Annotated in this window: 14 protein-coding genes; all 14 read right to left on the bottom strand. The window is 57.1% G+C overall.

Features of this window, described 5'->3' with window-relative positions; translation table 11 throughout:
• Nucleotide 1: 1 nt before the first annotated feature.
• Nucleotides 2-1,099 (bottom strand): stage V sporulation protein E, encoded by a 1,098-nt coding sequence (gene spoVE, locus VN24_RS19585; RefSeq protein WP_045671795.1) that lies wholly within the window; start codon nt 1,097-1,099, stop codon nt 2-4.
• Between the two features lie 48 nt (nt 1,100-1,147).
• On the bottom strand, nt 1,148-2,641 hold the full coding sequence (gene murD, locus VN24_RS19580; RefSeq protein WP_045671794.1) for a UDP-N-acetylmuramoyl-L-alanine--D-glutamate ligase: 1,494 nt from the start codon (nt 2,639-2,641) through the stop codon (nt 1,148-1,150).
• Nucleotides 2,642-3,042: 401 nt separating this feature from the next.
• A complete protein-coding gene (gene mraY / locus VN24_RS19575; RefSeq protein ID WP_045671793.1) occupies nt 3,043-4,002 on the bottom strand; it encodes a phospho-N-acetylmuramoyl-pentapeptide-transferase in 960 nt (319 codons plus the stop codon).
• 168 nt (nt 4,003-4,170) lie between these two features.
• Complete coding sequence (locus tag VN24_RS19570; protein ID WP_045671792.1) at nt 4,171-5,661, bottom strand: UDP-N-acetylmuramoyl-tripeptide--D-alanyl-D-alanine ligase; 1,491 nt, start codon at nt 5,659-5,661, stop codon at nt 4,171-4,173.
• Nucleotides 5,658-7,145, bottom strand: coding sequence for a UDP-N-acetylmuramoyl-L-alanyl-D-glutamate--2,6-diaminopimelate ligase (locus VN24_RS19565; RefSeq protein WP_045671791.1), 1,488 nt, complete (start codon nt 7,143-7,145; stop codon nt 5,658-5,660). Before VN24_RS19565 ends, VN24_RS19570 begins: the two co-directional genes overlap by 4 nt.
• A gap of 154 nt (nt 7,146-7,299) precedes the next feature.
• A complete protein-coding gene (locus VN24_RS19560) occupies nt 7,300-9,249 on the bottom strand; it encodes a stage V sporulation protein D (protein ID WP_045671790.1) in 1,950 nt (649 codons plus the stop codon).
• 348 nt (nt 9,250-9,597) lie between these two features.
• Nucleotides 9,598-11,901 carry a penicillin-binding transpeptidase domain-containing protein gene (locus VN24_RS19550; protein WP_045671788.1) on the bottom strand — a complete coding sequence of 768 codons (2,304 nt, stop codon included), beginning with the start codon at nt 11,899-11,901 and terminating at the stop codon, nt 9,598-9,600.
• Between the two features lie 9 nt (nt 11,902-11,910).
• The gene (gene ftsL / locus VN24_RS19545) at nt 11,911-12,312 is read right to left on the bottom strand and encodes a cell division protein FtsL (RefSeq protein WP_045671787.1); all 402 of its coding nucleotides are present in this window, start codon (nt 12,310-12,312) and stop codon (nt 11,911-11,913) included.
• 219 nt (nt 12,313-12,531) lie between these two features.
• Nucleotides 12,532-13,485 (bottom strand): 16S rRNA (cytosine(1402)-N(4))-methyltransferase RsmH, encoded by a 954-nt coding sequence (gene rsmH, locus VN24_RS19540; RefSeq protein ID WP_045671786.1) that lies wholly within the window; start codon nt 13,483-13,485, stop codon nt 12,532-12,534.
• Between the two features lie 30 nt (nt 13,486-13,515).
• Nucleotides 13,516-13,953 carry a division/cell wall cluster transcriptional repressor MraZ gene (mraZ, locus tag VN24_RS19535; protein ID WP_045671785.1) on the bottom strand — a complete coding sequence of 146 codons (438 nt, stop codon included), beginning with the start codon at nt 13,951-13,953 and terminating at the stop codon, nt 13,516-13,518.
• Between the two features lie 271 nt (nt 13,954-14,224).
• The gene (locus VN24_RS19530; RefSeq protein WP_045671784.1) at nt 14,225-15,487 is read right to left on the bottom strand and encodes an adenosylhomocysteinase; all 1,263 of its coding nucleotides are present in this window, start codon (nt 15,485-15,487) and stop codon (nt 14,225-14,227) included.
• A 99-nt stretch (nt 15,488-15,586) separates the two neighbouring features.
• Complete coding sequence (bshC, locus tag VN24_RS19525; RefSeq protein WP_045671783.1) at nt 15,587-17,233, bottom strand: bacillithiol biosynthesis cysteine-adding enzyme BshC; 1,647 nt, start codon at nt 17,231-17,233, stop codon at nt 15,587-15,589.
• A gap of 107 nt (nt 17,234-17,340) precedes the next feature.
• Nucleotides 17,341-17,736 (bottom strand): DUF3397 domain-containing protein, encoded by a 396-nt coding sequence (locus VN24_RS19520; RefSeq protein ID WP_082083934.1) that lies wholly within the window; start codon nt 17,734-17,736, stop codon nt 17,341-17,343.
• An 18-nt stretch (nt 17,737-17,754) separates the two neighbouring features.
• Nucleotides 17,755-18,750, bottom strand: a complete 996-nt coding sequence (locus VN24_RS19515) for a ketopantoate reductase family protein (protein ID WP_045671782.1) — start codon at nt 18,748-18,750, stop codon at nt 17,755-17,757.
• Nucleotides 18,751-18,901: the final 151 nt, after the last annotated feature.

Genomic DNA, 18,901 nt, shown 5'->3' with positions numbered 1-18,901 from the left:
GTCACCTCGAATAACGGGATATATTGAGCAAAATGCCGAGCGCGGTCAGCAGCAGCGTAAGCGACGAACCGCCGTAGCTGACGAGCGGCAGCGTGATGCCCGTTACCGGCATCAAGCCGATGACGACGCCGATGTTGATGAGCACCTGCACGCCCACGATGCCGATAATGCCGGCAGCAAGCAGGCTCCCGAACGTGTCGGGGGCGTATACCGCGGTGCGCAGCCCGCGCCATACTAGGATAAGAAACAAAATAATAATCGCCGAGCCTCCGATGAATCCAAGCTCTTCCGCTAGAATGGAAAAAATGAAATCCGTCTGCGGCTCGGGCAAATAGTTGAATTTTTGCCGGCTCATGCCGAGACCGAGACCGACAAGTCCGCCGGGCCCGATCGCGTACAGCGATTGAATCGCCTGGTACCCCTTGCCGAGCGGGTCCTGCCACGGGTCAAGAAAGGCCGTAATCCGGTCCAGCCGGTACGGAGCCGCCAAAATAAGGCCGACAAGTCCCGCCACCCCGACGAGCCCAAGCGAGGCCAAATGTTTGAGGCGGGCTCCCGCAATAAACAAAACGAGCAGCGACGCGCCCATCATGACGGCTCCGGTTCCCAGATCCGGCTGCATCATGATCAGGCCGAACGCGAGCCCCATCAGCCCAAGCGGAGGCAGCAGCCCTTTCGTAAACAGCGTGATCTGCTGCTGATTCTGCGAGAGCAGCTTGGCCAGGAACAGCACCATGGCCAGCTTCATAAATTCCGACGGCTGGATGCCGAAGGAGCTGATGCCGAGCCAGCTTCTGGCGCCGCCGCGCACGACTCCGATGCCGGGAATAAGCACGATAATAAGCAGCCCGAAGCAGACGAGCAGCGCAAGGCCGGCCCATTTTCGCCAAATCCAGTAATCCAGATTCATTGTGAAAATCATCGCTCCGATCCCAAGCGAGGCGAACAGCAGCTGACGTTTCACATAATAAAATTTATCCCCGTAATCGTGAAAAGCGAGCACGGCGCTGGCGCTGTAGACCATCACAAGACCGATTACCAGGATAAGCGCAACCGAGCCGATCATCCATACGTCCGGAGCGGACCGGGCCTTGGCCATTAGCGCAACCCCCTCTTGCCTAAAGGAAAGTAGGGACGAGCCCCCTACTTACAAGGTATGCGCCGATTCTTTAAAAATGCGCCCGCGCACTTCATAGGAAGGAAACATGTCCCAGCTTGCGCAGGCCGGAGAAAGCAGAACGGCGTCCCCTTCTTCCGCAAGCGAGGCCGCTTCCCGCACCGCGCGGCGCAGCGTAGATTCGGCGTCCTCTTCAGGTTCGACGATAACGACCGAAGATAAACCCGCAAGCTCCGCTACATGCGCCAGCTTTGCGCCCGTTTGTCCCAGCAAGACCAGCGCTTTGATTTTTCCGGAACGGAACAGCGGGAGCAGCTCCATATAGTCCGAGCCCCGGTCCAGTCCCCCCGCAACGAGCACGATCGGTGCTTTGAGCGATCCGACCGACATTGTCGTGGCGACTGGATTCGTCGCTTTGGAATCGTTGTAATACGACACGCCGCCCATTTCACGGACAAATTCGAGCCGATGCTCCACGCCTCTGAATTCCCGCAGCGGCGCCGCAAGCCCGTGCGGCTCCGCACCGGCAGCGATACAGCCGGCAATGGCCGCGAGCGCATTCGCCGCATTGTGTCGGCCGGGAATTCCGAGCTCGTTCACCGGCAGAATAACCGTTTCCGCGCCGTTTTCGTCGCGGTATACGATGCTGCGCTGCAGCTCGGCGCCATCCGGCTGCCCGTTTGCGGCAGCCGCCCTCCCGCTGCCGCTTGAAGCGGCATCCGCTGCCGAAGCTGCGGCGGGCACCGGATACGGCGGCTCGATAAAGACGCCTTTGTCCAGCCTTGAATAGAGCGAGAACGGAAGCTGATTTGCCCGCAGCGCTGCCGCGAGCTTGCGGCATTCCTCGTCGTCGGCATTGAGAACGGCTGTGTCCTCTTCCGTCTGGTTCGCAAACAGCTTCGCCTTGGATGCAACGTAGTCTTCCATTCCCCCGTGGTAATCCAGATGCGTCTCGGCGATGTTCAGCAGCAGTCCGACACGCGGACGGAACTTCGAAGTACCCTTAAGCTGAAAGCTGCTCAGCTCGGCGACGAGAATATTATCCGCTTCCGCCTCAAGCGCGGCTTCGCAGAGCGGGCGGCCGATGTTGCCGGCGACGATCGGTTTCATCCCGGCAGCTTCCAGCAGCTTGCCGATCCATGTCGTCGTCGTCGTTTTGCCGTTCGAGCCGGTAATGCCGATGATGGGTGCAGGAGACAGCATACCTGCCACTTCCACTTCCGTTACGACCTCAACGCCAAGCTCCAGCGCTTGACGCACCGGCGGAGCCGAATAGGGGATGCCCGGATTTTTGACAAGCAGCGCCGTTTCTCCATCGATCAAATCGGCCGGATGGCCTCCGCACAGCACAGAAATGCCCAAAGCGGCCAGTTCGTCCGCTTCGGGACACAGTTCTCTTGCCTTTTGGTCGTTCACGATTACATCGGCGCCCAGCGAATGAAACACTTTCGCAACGCTGACGCCGCTTCTGGCAAGGCCGAGTACGACGACCTTCCGGTTCCGGTAAGAAGCCGGCTGTTCCATTATTGACATCTCCTTAAGGTTTTGACGGAGTCAAAACCACTTCGTAAGCATTATCTTAGGTTTTGACGGAGTCAAAACCACTTCGTAAGCATTATCTTAGGTTTTGACGGAGTCAAAACCACTTCGTAAGCATTATCTTAGGTTTTGACGGAGTCAAAACCACTTCGTAAGCATTATCTTAGGTTTTGACGGAGTCAAAACCACTTCGTAAGCATTATCTTAGGTTTTGACGGAGTCAAAACCACTTCGTAAGCATTATCTTAGGTTTTGACAGAGTCAAAACCGGTTACGCATATCATTTCGCAGGTCTTTGCCCTTATGCGGCTTCAAACTGCCGCTTATGCGAAAGCGGCAGCTCCCAGCATCTGCAGGGAGCTGCCGAAGTTTCATGAACCGTTCCGTCAGCTCCTGCCGAGCGCAAGTCCAACGACAGCCAGAACGAGTCCCGCCGTCCAAAACACCGTGACGACTTTCCACTCGGACCATCCGACCAGTTCAAAATGGTGATGAATCGGACTCATGCGAAAAATCCGCTTGCCCCGCAGTTTGAACGATCCGACCTGCAAAATAACCGACAGCATCTCCATCACGAACACCCCGCCGACGATGACCAGCATCAGCTCCGTCTTCGTCAGGATCGCCACCGCGGCCAGTCCGCCGCCAATGCCGAGCGAGCCCGTGTCGCCCATGAACACTTTGGCCGGATGCGCATTAAACACCAGAAACCCGAGTACGGCGCCAACCATAGCAGCCGAAAACACAGCCGATTCATTTTCGGTCGCCTGCATCGCCAGAATGGTGAATGCTCCGAAAGCGACCGCGCTCGTGCCCGACAGCAGTCCGTCCAAGCCGTCCGTAAAGTTGACCGCATTGCTCGTCCCGAACAGAATAATGACGACGAAAGGGTAATAAAACCAGCCGAAATCAAAACTCCAACGGGTGCCGGGAATGTTAATTTCCGTGCTGTGCCCCATTTGGTAAAGCAGGATGCAGACGATAACCGAAAACAAAAGCTGGCCCGCCAGCTTCTGGCGGGCGGTAAGGCCGAGCGAGCGCTTGAACACGATTTTGATATAATCGTCCAAAAAACCGACCAGTCCGAAACCCATTGAAGCGACGAGCAGCACCCAGAATGCCCCCGTTTTATCGGAAAACTTCAAAAACGCGACGAGCAGCGCCAGCATAATAATAATGCCGCCCATCGTCGGCGTCCCTTTTTTCTTCTGGTGACTTTGCGGACCTTCGGACCGGATTTGCTGTCCGAACTTCAGCCGCCTCAGCAGGGGGATGAACAAAGGCCCGAGAATAACCGCAAGTATAAAAGAAACGCCCATTGTCATAAGAATGACCAACATGTCCATATTTTCACCCCCTTTAAAAGTGTGGACAAAAAGGGTTCGCAACGCCGGTTCGCTGCTGCGCGACAGACGCGCTTATTGTCGGAACCGGCAACCATGCAATAGCGCAAGCTCCGCCAGTTAAGGTTTTGCCAGGCAATAAGCCGTTCAGCAAGCTTGCGCTCCGTGCGCTCATTGTTCCAAAGCATGAACGATCTGTTCCATCCGCATGCCGCGCGAGCCTTTGACCAGAACGAGGTCGGCAGGATCGAGCAGCCCGCGAAGCCACTGCGCGAGCGCATCCTTGTCCGCGAAATGACGGACTTCGCCGCTTTCGCCCAGCGACTGCTCCGCGCCTGCGGCAATATGGCGTCCGAGCTCTCCGCAGGCGAGCACCGCATCCGCCTTCGCAGGCGTGACGTAAGCGCCAATTTCGCGGTGAAGCTCCGCCTCCTGCGGGCCGAGCTCCAGCATATCGCCCAGCACGACCCATTTGCGCCGGAAGCCGCCGAGCTGCTCCACCAGATCGATGGCCGCACGGACGGCCGTCGGGTTGGCATTGTAAGCATCGTTAAGGACCGTCGCGCCGTTGAACGCCTTGACGGGCTGGATGCGCATGCCGGTAAGCTGCATGACCGCCATTCCGCGAGCCGCGGCAGCGGCCGGAACGCCGAATGCGAAAGCTGCGGCGATGGCTGCCAGGGCGTTGTTAATATTGTGCCGTCCGGGAACCGGTATCGTAACCCGCTGCTGCTCCTGATTCCCATCCACCGGCGTCTTCACTTCCACCGCTGCGGTGCCGCCAAGCGGAATAGAAGCGTTCGCTTCCATCTCCATCCGGGCGGACCGTTCAACGACAAAACTCGATGAATCGAGCCGAAGCTCCGTATCCGCAGCGCGCCAGTCGCAGCTTTCTCCGCCGCCGAACGTTTGCAGGCGCACGCCCTCCGGCAGCGGAGCAGTCTTCAGCTGCTCGGCAAGCAGCGGCTCGTCGCCGTTATACAGCAGCAATCCGCCGGGCTTAAGGCCCGCCGTAATTTCCAGCTTCGCCTTGGCGATGTTCGCCCGTGAACCGAGCTGCAGCAGATGCGCATCTCCGATATTGGTAATGATCCCCACATCCGGCTTTGCGATGCGGGAGAGCAGCATGATTTCCCCGAATCCGCTCATCCCCATTTCCAGCACTGCCGCCTGTGCCGATTCCTCCATACGAAGCACCGTTAACGGCAGACCGATATGATTGTTCAGGTTGCCTGCCGTTTTGTGCACCTTCAGTTCGGCACCGAGCGCGGCCGCCACCATATCTTTGGTCGTGGTCTTGCCGTTGCTGCCGGTAATGCCGATTACTTTGACCCCCAGTTCGTCGCGGTAAGCCGATGCCAGGCGCTGCAGCGCGCCAAGCGTATCTTCTACAGCGATCAGCGCATGCCCCGTGAGCGATGGCGGTACGGGCCGGTCCTCCTGCCACAGCGATGCGGCCGCGCCTTTCGCAAAAGCCGACTCGACATAGTCGTGCCCGTCGAAATTGTCGCCGCTTAAAGGGACGAACAGCTGCCCGGCCTCCACGCTGCGGGAGTCTGTCGTCACGCCCTTGATTTGCGGCCCTTCCTCTTCCATTTCGCGTTCCGGTAAGATCCGGCCGCCGCACATGCGGGCAATTGCCTTCAGCTTTCGATTAATCACTTGTTGATTCCCCTTATCGCATCTTTGGCCACTTGACGGTCGTCGAACGGATAGGTGACGCCGCCAATGATTTGATACGTTTCATGGCCTTTCCCCGCAATCAATACTACATCTCCTTGGCTTGCCATTTCAACCGCTTTTTTAATCGCTTCCCTGCGGTCCCCGATCAGGGCGTAGCGGGAGGAGGGGACCGACGCTTTCTGCAGTCCCACTTCAATGTCGAGCATAATTTTGTCCGGATTTTCCGAACGCGGATTGTCCGAGGTGACGACGACGTAATCCGCATAACGGGAGGCGATCTCTCCCATGACCGGGCGCTTGCCGCGGTCGCGGTCGCCGCCGCAGCCGAATACGCAAATAATGCGTTTGCCCGCAAATTGCTTCACGGCCCGCAGCACGTTTTCAAGTCCGTCCGGCGTATGGGCGTAATCAACGATGACCGCAAAATTTTGCCCCTCGTTTACGGACTCCACCCGACCCGGCACGCCCGGCACCGCTTCGAGGCTGAGGCGGATCGCATCCAGCGGAACGCCTTCAATGAGCGCGGCGGCGATGGCCGCCAGGGCGTTATATACGTTGAACTTGCCAACCATCCGCAGCGTAATGTCGGTTGATCCCGCAAAAGTATCGGCCGTAAACGATGTGCCGCCGGCCGTAATGCGGATATTGCTTGCGCGGATATCGGCGTCTCGATCCACTCCGTACGTCACGACTTCCGCAGATGTCAATTCCGCAAACCGCTTGGAGGCGGGATCGTCCGCATTCAGCACGGCATAGCGGCGTTCTTCGGGACTGGCTGCATAATCGTTGCCGAGCCGCGAGAACAACAATCCCTTGGCCGCCGCATACTGCTCCATCGTATGATGATAATCGAGATGATCCTGCGTCAAATTCGTAAATATGGCTGTCCGGTACCGGACGCCTTTCACCCGGCCCTGCTCCAGCGCGTGCGAAGAAACCTCCATCACGCAGCACTTTTCGCCTGCTTCGGCCATTGCCGCCAAGTCGCGGTGCAGGTCGAGCGCCTCCGGTGTCGTGCCGGACATCGGATAAGTGCGCCCTCCATAACGCTTCTCAATCGTTCCGATCACACCGGTGCGGGTGCCGGCATCCGCCAGCACCCGTTCGATTAAATACGTGGTCGTCGTCTTTCCGTTCGTTCCCGTCACGCCGATCATGTTCAGCTTGCGGCTAGGATGGCCATACCAATAATCGGCCAGAACCGCCATGGCGAAGCGGCTGTCTTTTACGATCAGCTGCGGCACATCGACGTCCAGCACCCGCTCCACGACAAGCGCCGCAGCTCCTTTGGCTGCCGCCTGCTGCGCAAAATCGTGCCCGTCCACCGTATGACCCGGCAAGCAAAGAAACAAATCTCCGGGTTTTACAAGCCTGGAATCCCTTTCGACACCTTCTATTTCTGCTTCTTGATTCCCTACGATTCGGGATGTAAGAATACAGGAAGCCAACTCCTTAAGGCGCATGCCGATTCCTCCTTGCCCCGTTTTCTTTTTTATATGCGCTAGTATGTTCTTTTTGAAAGCGATTTAACGCCCTATCTCCGCATGCGGGCGGAACGATTTGGCCATTACGTCTCATTCCAGTAAGATACCTTAAGCCGATACCTATTTCGGATGCCTAGTGCCGGTGCGAATCCGCATCGCCCAGATCGGCTTCGCTTCCGAGATAAATCCGGATGGTGGAGCCTTTGTCTACGCGCTCGCCCGCCGCCGGCGCTTGGCGGATGACCGTATTGCCCGTCCCTGCGGAGGTGAGGTTGAAATTCATATTCATATCCTCATAGATATCGGATACGGTTTTGCCTACCAAATTCGGTACGGTCACAACCGGCGTCTCGCCGAGCTTATATTTTTTGCCGATCTGCTCTTTGCTTCTTGGCACGCCCATATACTGCAGCGCGTCATCCATCATGTTGCGGACGATCGGCGCGGCGACGACGCCGCCGAACTGGATGCCCTGCGGATTGTCGACCGCCACGTAGATGACGATCTTCGGATTGTCCGCCGGCGCGAATCCGATGAACGATACGATATGCTCGCTCGAGGAGTAGCGTCCGTTGATGACCTTTTGCGCGGTGCCGGTTTTGCCGCCGACCCGATAACCGTCGATAAACGCGTTGCCGCCGGTGCCTTGGGCGACAACGCTCTCCAGCGCTTCGCGCACCTGCCCCGACGTGTTCTCGGAAATAACGTTGCGCACCGCTTCCGGCTCTACGGTTTTCACGGTTTCGCCGGTTTCCGGATTGATCCATGCTTTGGCCACATGTGGTTTGTACAGCGTGCCGCCGTTAATCGCCGCCGATACGGCAGCAATCTGCTGGATCGGCGTAACCGATACCCCCTGGCCGAACGCCGTTGTCGCCAGTTCGACCGGACCGACACGGTTCAATTTGAACAAAATGCCGTTTTCCTCGCCGCCGATATCGATGCCGGTTTTCGTGCCGAAACCGAAGTTTTTAATATACTGGAACAGCTTCTCCTTGCCAAGCCTCTGCCCCAGTGTGACAAATCCGGGGTTGCAGGAGTTTTGCACCACTTCCAGAAACGTCTGGCTGCCGTGGCCGCCTTTTTTCCAGCAGCGCAGCCTCGCTCCGCCCACCTCGATCGCTCCGGGGTCGAAGAAACGCTCGTTTTTCAAATTGACTTTCCCTTCCTCAAGCGCCGCCGCCAGCGTAATGATTTTGAAGGTGGACCCCGGCTCGTACGTCATCCAAATCGGCAGATTGCGGTTGTACAGCTCGGAAGGAAACGCATTATAGTTTCCCGGTTCGAACGTGGGCCGGCTGGCCATCCCCAGCACCTCTCCCGTGTTCGGATCCATGGCAATCGCAAGCATCTGGTCCGCCTGGTATTTCTCCATCGCCTGATCCAGCTCGCGCTCCATAATGGTCTGGATTTGTTTGTCGATCGTCAGCTCCATCGTCAGGCCGTCTTTCGGCTGCCGGTACTTGTCGGATGACCCCGGCATTGTCGTTCCCCTGGCGTCGGACAAAAACGAGATGCTGCCGTTGATGCCGCTGAGCAGATTGTTGTAGCTCGCTTCCACACCGGTCAACCCTTTATCGATGCCGGTAATGCCAAGCACGCTGGCGGCGAGATTGCCAAACGGATAATAGCGCTTGTTGTCTTCGGCCACAACGATGCCGGGCAGTGCCAGCTTGCGCACCTCGGCCGCTTTCTCCGTCGTCAGCTTGCGGCCTTCGGGCTGTATCTTGACGATCATTTGTCGCTTCGTGATCATCGTTAGTAATTTATTTTTATCCATGCCAAGCACGGCCGCCAGCTTCTCGGCAGTTCCGGGCGCGTCCTTCACCTGAGCCGGCAAAGCCATAATCGAGGGAGAGCTTACGTTGTACGCGAGCTTGACGCCGTTGCGGTCGGTAATTTCACCGCGCTTGGCCGCAAACGGAATTTCCCGCCGCCACGAATCTTCCGCCTTCGCCGACAGCTCCTTCCCTTCGGCGAGCTGCACGTATCCAAGCCGGACGACAAGCGCCGCGAATGCGACAACGATAAGAACAAGCGCCGCAAACAGCCGGCGCCTCACCGTTACACTGGATACTTTCATCACCGTTCTCCCTTCTAAAGGTTTTGCCGGAGGCAAAACCATCCGTCGCACAATCCGCGGACGGATTGTCCGTGTACGTTAGCCTATTCGGGACAAGGGAAGGATAGAACGGTGAAACTTGTAACAGGTTTGTTCTCAAAGTCAGAAGGCGAGCAATCCTGCCCGCGCAGCACCTCCCTTTTCTCCCCCTGCTCAAGTTTAAACCGCCACCGGTCTGAATTCTTCCTGCCGGCGGCGGTCGCATGAACGTTCATGAAAAACTCCGCCATCAATACGGCCTGCACCGTCGCTTATGGCGCCATATCAGCCGGTCCCTTCCTGGAGAGGGGACGTCATGACGGCAATGGTTTACCCGTCTCCGGAACCGGCTTCCTCATTTCCGCTATCGGAGCGATCTGTCTTACCCGCGGTACCGGCAGCGCCGCTTTCCTGTCCGGCGGACTCCCGGCTCCCGTTCTGTGAGGACGCTTCACTTCCGTCCGCCCCGGCCTCTACCTGTACCGGCGGCTGCAGCGTCAGCTTGATGACCGGTTCTCCGTTCAGCTTGGCCGCTGCCTGGGCGGTGACGTATCCTTCGCCTTCGGTCAAGCAGCGGATGCCGAGCAGCGAGCATACCTCGAGGGCGTCGCGCAGCGCAAGGCCCTTCATGCCGGGAACAGTCAGCTTGCTCCGCTCTTCCGTTATCAGATAGATTCGCTGGGAAGCGGAAATAACAGTCCCCGATTTCGGAATTTGCTGAATGACCTTCGTCCCTTTGCCGACCTTCTCCGGCGTCAATCCGCGCGCTTTCAGCTCGGCGGCAGCCTGAGACACATTAAGGTCGGATAAATCCGGAACCGTTACCGTCATCTCCGCACCGGATTGTTTCTCGGAAGCGGTCAGCTTCGGCTGGACTCCCATATGGCGCAGGCTCTGGCTGACAATCTTTTTAAAAATAGGCGCCGCAACCGTTCCTCCGCCTACGACCGGGTTGTTCGGAGAGTCGACGACGACGTATACGACAATCTTCGGGTTATCGACCGGAGCATAGCCGATAAAGGAGACGACAAACTTATCGCTGGAGTATTCGCCGTTGATAACTTTCTGCGCCGTACCGGTTTTGCCGGCAACGCGGTAACCTTTGATATAAGCGTTTTTACCCGTGCCGATCTCCTGATCCGCAACGACCTGTTCCAAATAACCGCTCACCTTCTTTGACGTTTCGGGCGAAATGACCTGACGGACGATCTTCGGCTGGGTCACTTGCGTCTTTCCTGTCTGCGGATCTTCGATCTGCTTCACGATGTGCGGCTCCATCAGCTTGCCGCCGTTGGCGACAGCCGCTACAGCCGCAACCTGCTGGATCGGGGTCACGAGTACTTTACCTTGACCGAACGCCGCCGTCGCAACCTCCTTCGGCCAGTAAAAGTCGACGATCCCTTTGGATTCCCCTTTGAGCTCGATGCCGGTTTTTGACCCAAACCCGAAGTCCTTAATATAGCTCATCAGCTTTTCCCGGCCCAGCCGTTCGTAGCCGAGCTTGACGAAAGCTACGTTACTGGAGCGCTTAAGCCCTTCCAGAAAGGTGATTTGTCCCCAGCCGTCCCGCTTGATATCGCGGATCGGCCGCGGATCGTTGGCTACTTTGATCGAACCCGACATATACTTCTCTTCGGGGTTAAAGTCCCCCTCCTGCACCGCGCCGGCAAGCGTTACGATTTTGAAAGTTGAACCGGGCTCGTACAGCGATCCTACCGCATGGTTGTAAAAGCTGGCCGTATTCGCCGTTGAATAGGAGTTCGGGTTATATCCGGGCAGATTGGCGATACCCAAAATTTCCATCGTGTTCGGATCGGCCGCCACAGCGGTGATGCTGACCGGCTGATACTTGTCGTACGCTTCCTTAAGCGCTTCTTCCATGTAATACTGAATTTCGGTATCGATCGTCAGCGCAATCTTTTTACCCTCGATTGCAGGCTGATAGTCTACGTTACCGTTCTCGATCTGGACGCGGTTGCCGTCTTTCTCGTACACCAGATGTCCATTCTGCCCTTTCAGCTCTTTATCAAAAGCCGCTTCAGCACCTATAACCGCATTGCCTTCCTTGTTTACGTAGCCGATCACCTGCGAAGCAAGGGAATTTTTCGGATAATAGCGTTTCGATCCGTCCAGCAGCCTAATGCCGACATCATCAACCTTCTTGTGGCCCCGCCGCTTCAGCTCTTCCTTCAGCTCTTCCTTGAACGCCGTCACCTTGTCCGCCGTCGCTTTGTCGATGTTCCAGCCTTCGGGCCGGACTTGCCGGTCTACATAATATTCACCCTTATCATTGCGGGCGGTGACGATTTCTCGCAGCTCGCTTTCAGGCTTGTTCAGCAGGTCGTGCAGCTTCTCTACCACTTCATCCTCAATGGCCAGCTGGTGAATGAGCTTCGGATTGACGGCTACGGTGTAAGCGTTCGTATCCATCGCCAGCACATTGCCGTCCCTGTCGGTAATCGTGCCCCGGGCTGCGGGTATCGTCTCGGCGGCCGCCCATGTTTTTTTCGCGTGCTCGAACCAGAAATCGGCTTTAATGACTTGAACCCAAAACATCTTCGTCAGCAAAATAAGAAAAAGGAGGGTCATGATCCCTCCGACGAGCAGCGTGCGCATTCTAATTCGTTTTACCATAGGAATCACCTATTGCTTCAATGCGGTTTCCGAAGAGTCGCCGCCGCGCTGGACCTGAATGCCGGAATCTTCGGACGGGGCCATGCCGTATTCGTTCTCCGCAAGCTTCCGGATCCGTTCCGGATCGCTGAGCTCCTGAACTTGCTTCTGCAGCTCTTTCATATCAACCGTCATTTGCGCGTATTGTTTGTTTAGGTTTTTGATTTCAAGGTTTAATTGATAGACTTCGGCGTAACGGAAAATGATGACGCCCGCCACGACGACAAACAGAGCTACGGTAAACAGGTAAAGCAGCTTCTCTTGGACCGGCAGCGGTTTCCGTTTGACAAGAACGCGTTTTGTCTCCCGTACCTGCTTCTGATCCGGCTTACGCTTCGGCTGAAGCGCCAGATTTCCATTCGTATAAGCCAATGATGATTCCCCTCCTACAGGCTAGGCCGATAATTCAAGGTTGTTTGTTGCAATGCAAAATAACTTCATCCCAAATTCGTTTGTTTGCCTGTACGGGAGCGGCCGTGGCGGCTTCCCGGGCCGCCGCGGCCAACTTGCCCCTCTACGTAAAATGAAACTTCCTCCAGCCCGCTACTTCTGACGGGACTGCCCGTGCTGCTGCTTTGCAGCCCCCCGGCACTACAGCTTCTCCGCAACTCTCAGCTTAGCGGAACGGGCGCGCGGGTTGCGTTCCAGCTCCTCTTCCCCGGGCACGATCGGCTTACGGGTTACAAGCTTGAGCGTTCCTTTGCCGCCGCAGACGCACATCGGAAAATCGGGCGGGCACGTGCATTTCTCCAGGTGCGCCGCAAACAGCTGCTTGCAGATCCGGTCCTCCAGCGAGTGAAAGGTAATGACCGACACCCTGCCGCCCGGCTTCAGGCACGTTATCGCCTGCTCCAGCGCCTCTTCTTCGGCGCCAAGCTCGTCATTGACCGCGATGCGGAGCGCTTGAAACGAACGTTTCGCCGGATGCGGCCCCGTTCGTCTCGCCGCCGCCGGGATCGCCGATTTAATGAGCTCCACCAGTTCTCCCGTTGTCTGGATTTCGCCGTTTTGGCGGGCGCCGACGATTGCGCGGGCAATGGAGCGGGCGAATTTTTCCTCGCCGTACACGTGCAGGATCCGGCTGATCTCCCGCTCGTCCCACTCGTTCACAATGGTATGGGCCGTCAGCGCCATATCCCGGTTCATCCGCATATCGAGCGGAGCGTCATGATTGTAGCTGAATCCGCGCTCCGCCTCGTCCAGCTGCGGACTGGAGACGCCCAGATCGAACAGGATGCCGTCGACTTGCGGTACGCCGCCTTGCTGGGGAATACGGCTGTCTTGCGTAAGCACTTGCTGTAAATCGCGAAAATTGCTCTTGATCAATGTTACTTTGTCTCTATAGGAAGCCAGCCGAACCGCCGCATTATCCAGAGCCCAATCGTCCTGGTCAAATGCGATTAGCCGGCCTCCATCTCCAAGCTGGGAGACGATCAATTCGCTGTGTCCGGCTCCGCCGAGCGTGCAATCGACATAAATGCCGTCCGGCTTCACCGCCAGACCGTCGACCGCTTCCTCTCTGAGCACCGTAATATGCTGAAACACGAATGTACCTCCCGCTCTTGATGTTTGCCTCTAGAAGTTGAAATCCAAATCAACCAGCTTCTCGGCAATTTCGCCGAAACTTTCTTCCGATTGCGCATAATAGCCTTCCCAAACCGCCTTGCTCCAGATTTCCACCCGGCTTGATACGCCGAGCACCATGCAGTCTTTGTCCAGTTTGGCATAATCCAGCAGGTGTTTCGGTAAATTTACCCTTCCCTGTTTGTCCAGCTCGCATTCGGTCGCCCCGGAGAAGAAAAACCGGGTGAACGCGCGGGCGTCGGATTTCATTAGCGGCAGCGAACGCAGCTTCTGCTCCAGAACGGCCCACTCTTTCATCGGGTACACAAACAGACAGTTATCCAGGCCTCGGGTGACAATAAATTGGGTACCGAGCGAATCGCGGAATTTGGATGGAATCGTAAGCCGGCCTTTGTCGTCGATACTGTGCTGGTGTTCACCCAAAAACATGCGGCCGCCCCACTCCTTCCCCCATATCCTCCACTTTGCCCCACTTTTCCCCACTTGGCTTGAGGTATTCGCCATCGGCGGGACATTTCCTTCTTTCATCCTCCGTTCTTTTAAAAATTAGGTCTTTAGTCTTGTTTTTCGACACAAAAGAAGGCAGGACACGTTATAATTCGCGTCCTGCCTTCTTATTGGGTCAAAATTTTTATAGGAACAAAGTAGGATTTTTCTTAGTCTCCGTTCTCTGTTCTATCCTGATATTACGCCTGCCCGGTTACTTCCAGCTGTCCAAATAAGCGATTTGCTCCTCGGTCAGAACGTCAATCCCGATGCCAAGCGATTCCAGCTTCGTGCGCGCAACTTGTTCGTCCAGCTCATAAGGAACGTTGACCACTTTGCGGCCGATTTCCTTGTAATGATCGTTCACATATTTGAGGCCGACGGCTTGCAGCGCAAACGTCATATCCATAATTTCCGCCGGATGTCCGTCGCCCGCGGCCAGATTGACAAGACGCCCTTCCGCCAGCGAATATATGCTGCGGCCGTCTTTCAGCTTGTATTCCTGGATGTTGCGGCGAACGGTACGGATGCCGGTGGAAAGCGCGGCAAGTTCCGGCTTGTTGTATTCCACGTCGAAGTGGCCGGCATTGCACAAAATCGCGCCGTTTTTCATCACTTCGTAATGCTTGCCGCGGATGACGTCCTTGTTGCCGGTAACGGTCACGAACAGGTCGCCCAGCTTTGCCGCTTCCATCATCGGCATGACCTCGAAGCCGTCCATATGGGCTTCCACCGCTTTGATGGCGTCGACTTCGGTCACGATCACTTTGGCGCCAAGCCCTTTGGCACGCATGGCGACGCCTTTGCCGACCCAGCCGTAGCCGACGACGACGACCGACTTGCCTGCGACAATCAGGTTCGTCGTGCGCATAAAGCCGTCGAACGCCGACTGTCCCGTTCCGTAACGGTTGTCAAAGAAATGTTTGCAGTAGGCGTCGTTTACGGCCACCATCGGAAATTTCAGCGTGCCTTCTTTTTCCATCGCCTTCAAACGGATGATGCCGGTCGTCGTTTCCTCGGCGCCGCCGCGGATGTTCGCCGCCAGCTCCGGCCGCTCGGAATGCAGGATGCTGGCCAGATCGGAGCCGTCGTCAATGATCAGATCGGGCATCGATTCAAGCGACTTTACGATCAGCGACTTATATTCCTCAGGATCCGGATTATGCTTGGCAAATACGGTGATGCCGTCCTCGACCAGCGCGGCGCAAATGTCGTCCTGCGTGGAAAGCGGATTGCTGCCGGTGATCGTCACTTCCGCGCCGCCCGCCTGCACAACTTTCGCCAGATAGGCCGTTTTTGCCTCCAGATGAAGACAAATGGTTACTTTCAGTCCTTTGAAAGGCTGCTCCTGTTCGAACTGCTCGCGGATTTTATTCAGTACCGGCATATGGGCGCTTGCCCAATCGATTTTCAAATGTCCTTCGGGAGCAAGCGACAGATCGCGTACAATACTTTTCGTTTTGGCGTCAACACTCATTGTGGAGCCCCACCCTTCCGTTTCCAAGTTGTAAGTATCAAGCTGAAACATCCGTTGCCGGCTTAGGCGAACAAAAGTTTCCAGGTAAAAATGTTCCGGTTACAAATAAATGATCCGGTGACCGATGCCCGGTTCAAACGGTGCTGCAAGCAGCGGCTCCATCCAGCCCGGTCCGTAGCGGTTCCAGAAATGCAGCATATTTACGGCCCGCTCCTGCGGCTTGCCGAGCGGGGCGATGCAGCCGGCAATGGCATCGAAACGGCGCACCGACGTCATCTGCGTCTGCCGGAAAGCCTGCTCCGTCTTATCGTGCATATATTGAATTTGGCCTAAAATCCGCTGCAAATTGCTTTCGCCAAGCGCCGCAAGTCCCCGTTCCACGTCCGCAGCCATATTCAGCAGCGGGCGGTACAGCTCCTCGAACCGCAGCTTCGCAGCCGCGAAGCTCATCTCAATGCCAAACCGGTCCTGCTGTTTCAGCCAGGCCGACTTATGATCATCGAAACGGTGCAGCACATCGTCGAAGGAGAGGCCGAACAAATCCATATGCTTGGCCGCCGCAGGCTCGATGAGCGTAAATCCCATCCGCGGCGTGACGATCGGCATTTCCATGCCGAAGAGACGGAACGCCTCTCCCGTCTGCGCCCAGTATGCGATCTCTCCGGGTCCGAGAACGGTGGACAGCACCGGAAACAGATACTCCTGCATCAGCGGCCTTGTAAGCACATTGTTGCTGAGCAGTTCCGGCTCCGACTCGGCGATTTCCAGCAGCTGCCCGTTCGTCCAATGATGAACGCCCCTTTTGTCCGTGAAGGCGCCGTCCCGCTTGAACAGCAGCGTACGCTCGGCTTCGGAAGCGCCGACAGGCCGGAACAAAAACAGGTTCGCTCCGCCCGCAGCCGCATCCGCCTGCGGCTTGTATCCGAGCTCACTCACCTGCTTCGAGGCGCTCCCGTAAGCAGCTTCAAGCTCGTCGTTTCGGGCAATCAGCTGCCTGAACATCGGCCCTTCCACACGCCGCAATGCCGGGTCGTCGGAATCCAGCAGCACCAGTCCTTCGCTTCCGAACAGCATGCCGAGCATGCCCGCGCACAGCTCCGTGAGGGTGCCGCACCGGCTCACAAGTCCGCACAACCGATCCAACAGCTGCGGCTTATGTTCGCTATCCGGCAGCGAAGCGACCAGCTCGGCGAGCATTTCTTTACGCTTGCTTTCCGTTAGCGCGGTTCGGCTGACGGACGTGCGCGCGCCGGCGGGTCGGGCAACCTCCAGCTTACGTATTCCTTCCTCATGGTGGGGAATGTAAGTATGACTCGCCTCGTCCCAATCGTGGTCTTCGCCGGCGATCCAAAACACCGGCACGACGGGACGGCGTAACGTCTGCGATGCCCACTTGGCCGTTTGGACAATCGAGAGCGCTTTATGAATAACGAGCATCGGCCCCGTCCACAGCACCGCTTGCTGACCGCCGACCACGACCGGCGCGCCTTCGGCAAGAAGGTTCAGCGCGGCCTCGGTCTGCGGCGACGCATTGAAACGGCGGTTATAAGCACGGAGCGCATCGGCCGTCCGCTCCGCAGGCGCACGAAGCGGATTCGGCCGCGCAAGCGCCGCCAGCCTCTTATGCCAGTCGCCCGGGTCTGCAGGATGATAGCCGAACAACGCATCCAGGCGGCTATCCGTTCGGTCCGAATAAGCCTCTGCGAGCGGCTGGGCCGATGGCAAACGATATGATTCCATTTTCATGACGAAGCCCGTAACCTCCCTGCAAATGTGAACAAAACCATGAACTGATTGTACACAATGAGCAAGGCAACCGTCAAAACGAAATCAAGCAGCGGATGAATCGCCCGTCAGACCGCAAACAGCGTTCTCGACAGACCGACGAACATTAACAGCACATACAGCACGCTCATAATAAAAAAGCCGATGCGCCACACCGCGCGTACAACCCGCTTCACATCGACTTCTCCTTTGCTGCGGAACTGGAGATTGCCCAGCAGGCCGCCGCCGATCAGCATCAGCAGCAGGATGCCGTATAAGCCGAACGAATTGGAGAACAGGCGGTTAAAAAGCACTGCGACGCAGCCGATCAGCATTAATGTCGTGACGTCCATTGCGGTACGAAGCGCTCTTTTGCGGTCCCGGATCAGCGCGCCGTATCCGTAGTAAACGATCGCAAAAGGAATAATAGGCACGATGGCCAAAAATGCGTAGGCTTGCTTCATTGATTCCCACAACCACTGCAAACGGGTTTCCCCCTCTCTTCAATTCAAGGGTTTCAGCGCATGGACCATTCTCCGAACCGCTTCATTGAGCGGAGCCTCCATCCCCAGCCGCCGCGCCAGCCGGACAACTCCCCCGTTAATCCAATCGACCTCGGTTAATCTGCCGCCGCGGACATCGCCGAGCATCGATGAAATATTGGGAGCAGTCAGCATGCATATTTCCAGCAGCCGCTCCCAGCTGTCTGACGCCGGTTCCATTCCGGCGCGAATCAAAACCGCCTCCGCTTCCGCATGGAGCCCGCGCATCAGCGCCAGCCGGGAAGGATGCTCCGGCAAGCGGCCGTTTTCGACATCATATATCGCTGTCAGCGGATTAATGACCGAGTTTATCAATAATTTACGGTAGATACGATTTCCCATGTCATTCGACAGCCAAGCGTTGATTCCTGCCTTGCGAAGCGCGCCGAGCAACATTTTTTCGCTATCGCCAGCCTGCGGAGCAAGCTCATAATTACCCGCTTCCTTGCCGCTTCCTTCCGCTCCGGCAATGTCCCGGTTTGCAAACGATTGCGGCGCCCGCCCGAAATGGAGCTCGCCGCTTCCCGTCATCCGGACGGATCCGGCATCTTCCCGCAGCGCCCCTTCGCTCGTTACGGCGGCATAGATCTGCGCATGCGGCAGCCGCTCCTGCAGCATCTCGACATGCCCGATTCCGTTTTGCATGCAGATCAGGCCGGCGCCCGGCATTAACAGGCGGGACAGCGCATCTGCCGCCGCCGCGTCCAACGACGTTTGCTTCACGGTCAAGAGCACCCACTGCGCAGCCGGCACGTCCGCGCCGCTGCGCTCGGACGACGACGCTTCCACCGCAGCGACGGCTTCCCGGCCGTCCAAGATGAACCGTATCCCTTCGCCCGCAAGCATAGCCGCCTGCTGCGCCGTGCGCGTCACCACATGCACGCCGCAGCCCGACAATGCGAGGCGGGCCGCATACAGCAGCCCGATTGCGCCGCCTCCGACTACAACGAACCTCAAGCGACCCCCACCTCCATTCCTGCCTGTCTTTTATTTTAGCAAAGTTATGTCCGGCTAGCGAAATACGATGAACATATGCTGCCGTCATAACGGCAAAAAAAGATAAAAACATAGCGGCCTCCGCAACTGCGGCTGCACGCTATGTTTCGCT

The sequence above is a fragment of the Paenibacillus beijingensis genome (assembly GCF_000961095.1).
GTDB classification, from domain to species: Bacteria; Bacillota; Bacilli; order Paenibacillales; family Paenibacillaceae; genus Paenibacillus_O; species Paenibacillus_O beijingensis.
The sequence above is the reverse complement of the archived record's forward strand: the minus strand, read 5'-3'. Positions and strand labels throughout refer to the sequence as shown.

Coding starts and splice junctions, on each gene's coding strand:
- spoVE (WP_045671795.1), bottom strand. CDS start 1,099: ATGGCCAAGGCCCGGTCCGCTCCGGACGTATGGATGATCGGCTCGGTT.
- murD (WP_045671794.1), bottom strand. CDS start 2,641: ATGGAACAGCCGGCTTCTTACCGGAACCGGAAGGTCGTCGTACTCGGC.
- mraY (WP_045671793.1), bottom strand. CDS start 4,002: ATGGACATGTTGGTCATTCTTATGACAATGGGCGTTTCTTTTATACTT.
- VN24_RS19565 (WP_045671791.1), bottom strand. CDS start 7,145: ATGCGCCTTAAGGAGTTGGCTTCCTGTATTCTTACATCCCGAATCGTA.
- VN24_RS19560 (WP_045671790.1), bottom strand. CDS start 9,249: ATGAAAGTATCCAGTGTAACGGTGAGGCGCCGGCTGTTTGCGGCGCTT.
- VN24_RS19550 (WP_045671788.1), bottom strand. CDS start 11,901: ATGGTAAAACGAATTAGAATGCGCACGCTGCTCGTCGGAGGGATCATG.
- mraZ (WP_045671785.1), bottom strand. CDS start 13,953: ATGTTTTTGGGTGAACACCAGCACAGTATCGACGACAAAGGCCGGCTT.
- VN24_RS19530 (WP_045671784.1), bottom strand. CDS start 15,487: ATGAGTGTTGACGCCAAAACGAAAAGTATTGTACGCGATCTGTCGCTT.
- bshC (WP_045671783.1), bottom strand. CDS start 17,233: ATGAAAATGGAATCATATCGTTTGCCATCGGCCCAGCCGCTCGCAGAG.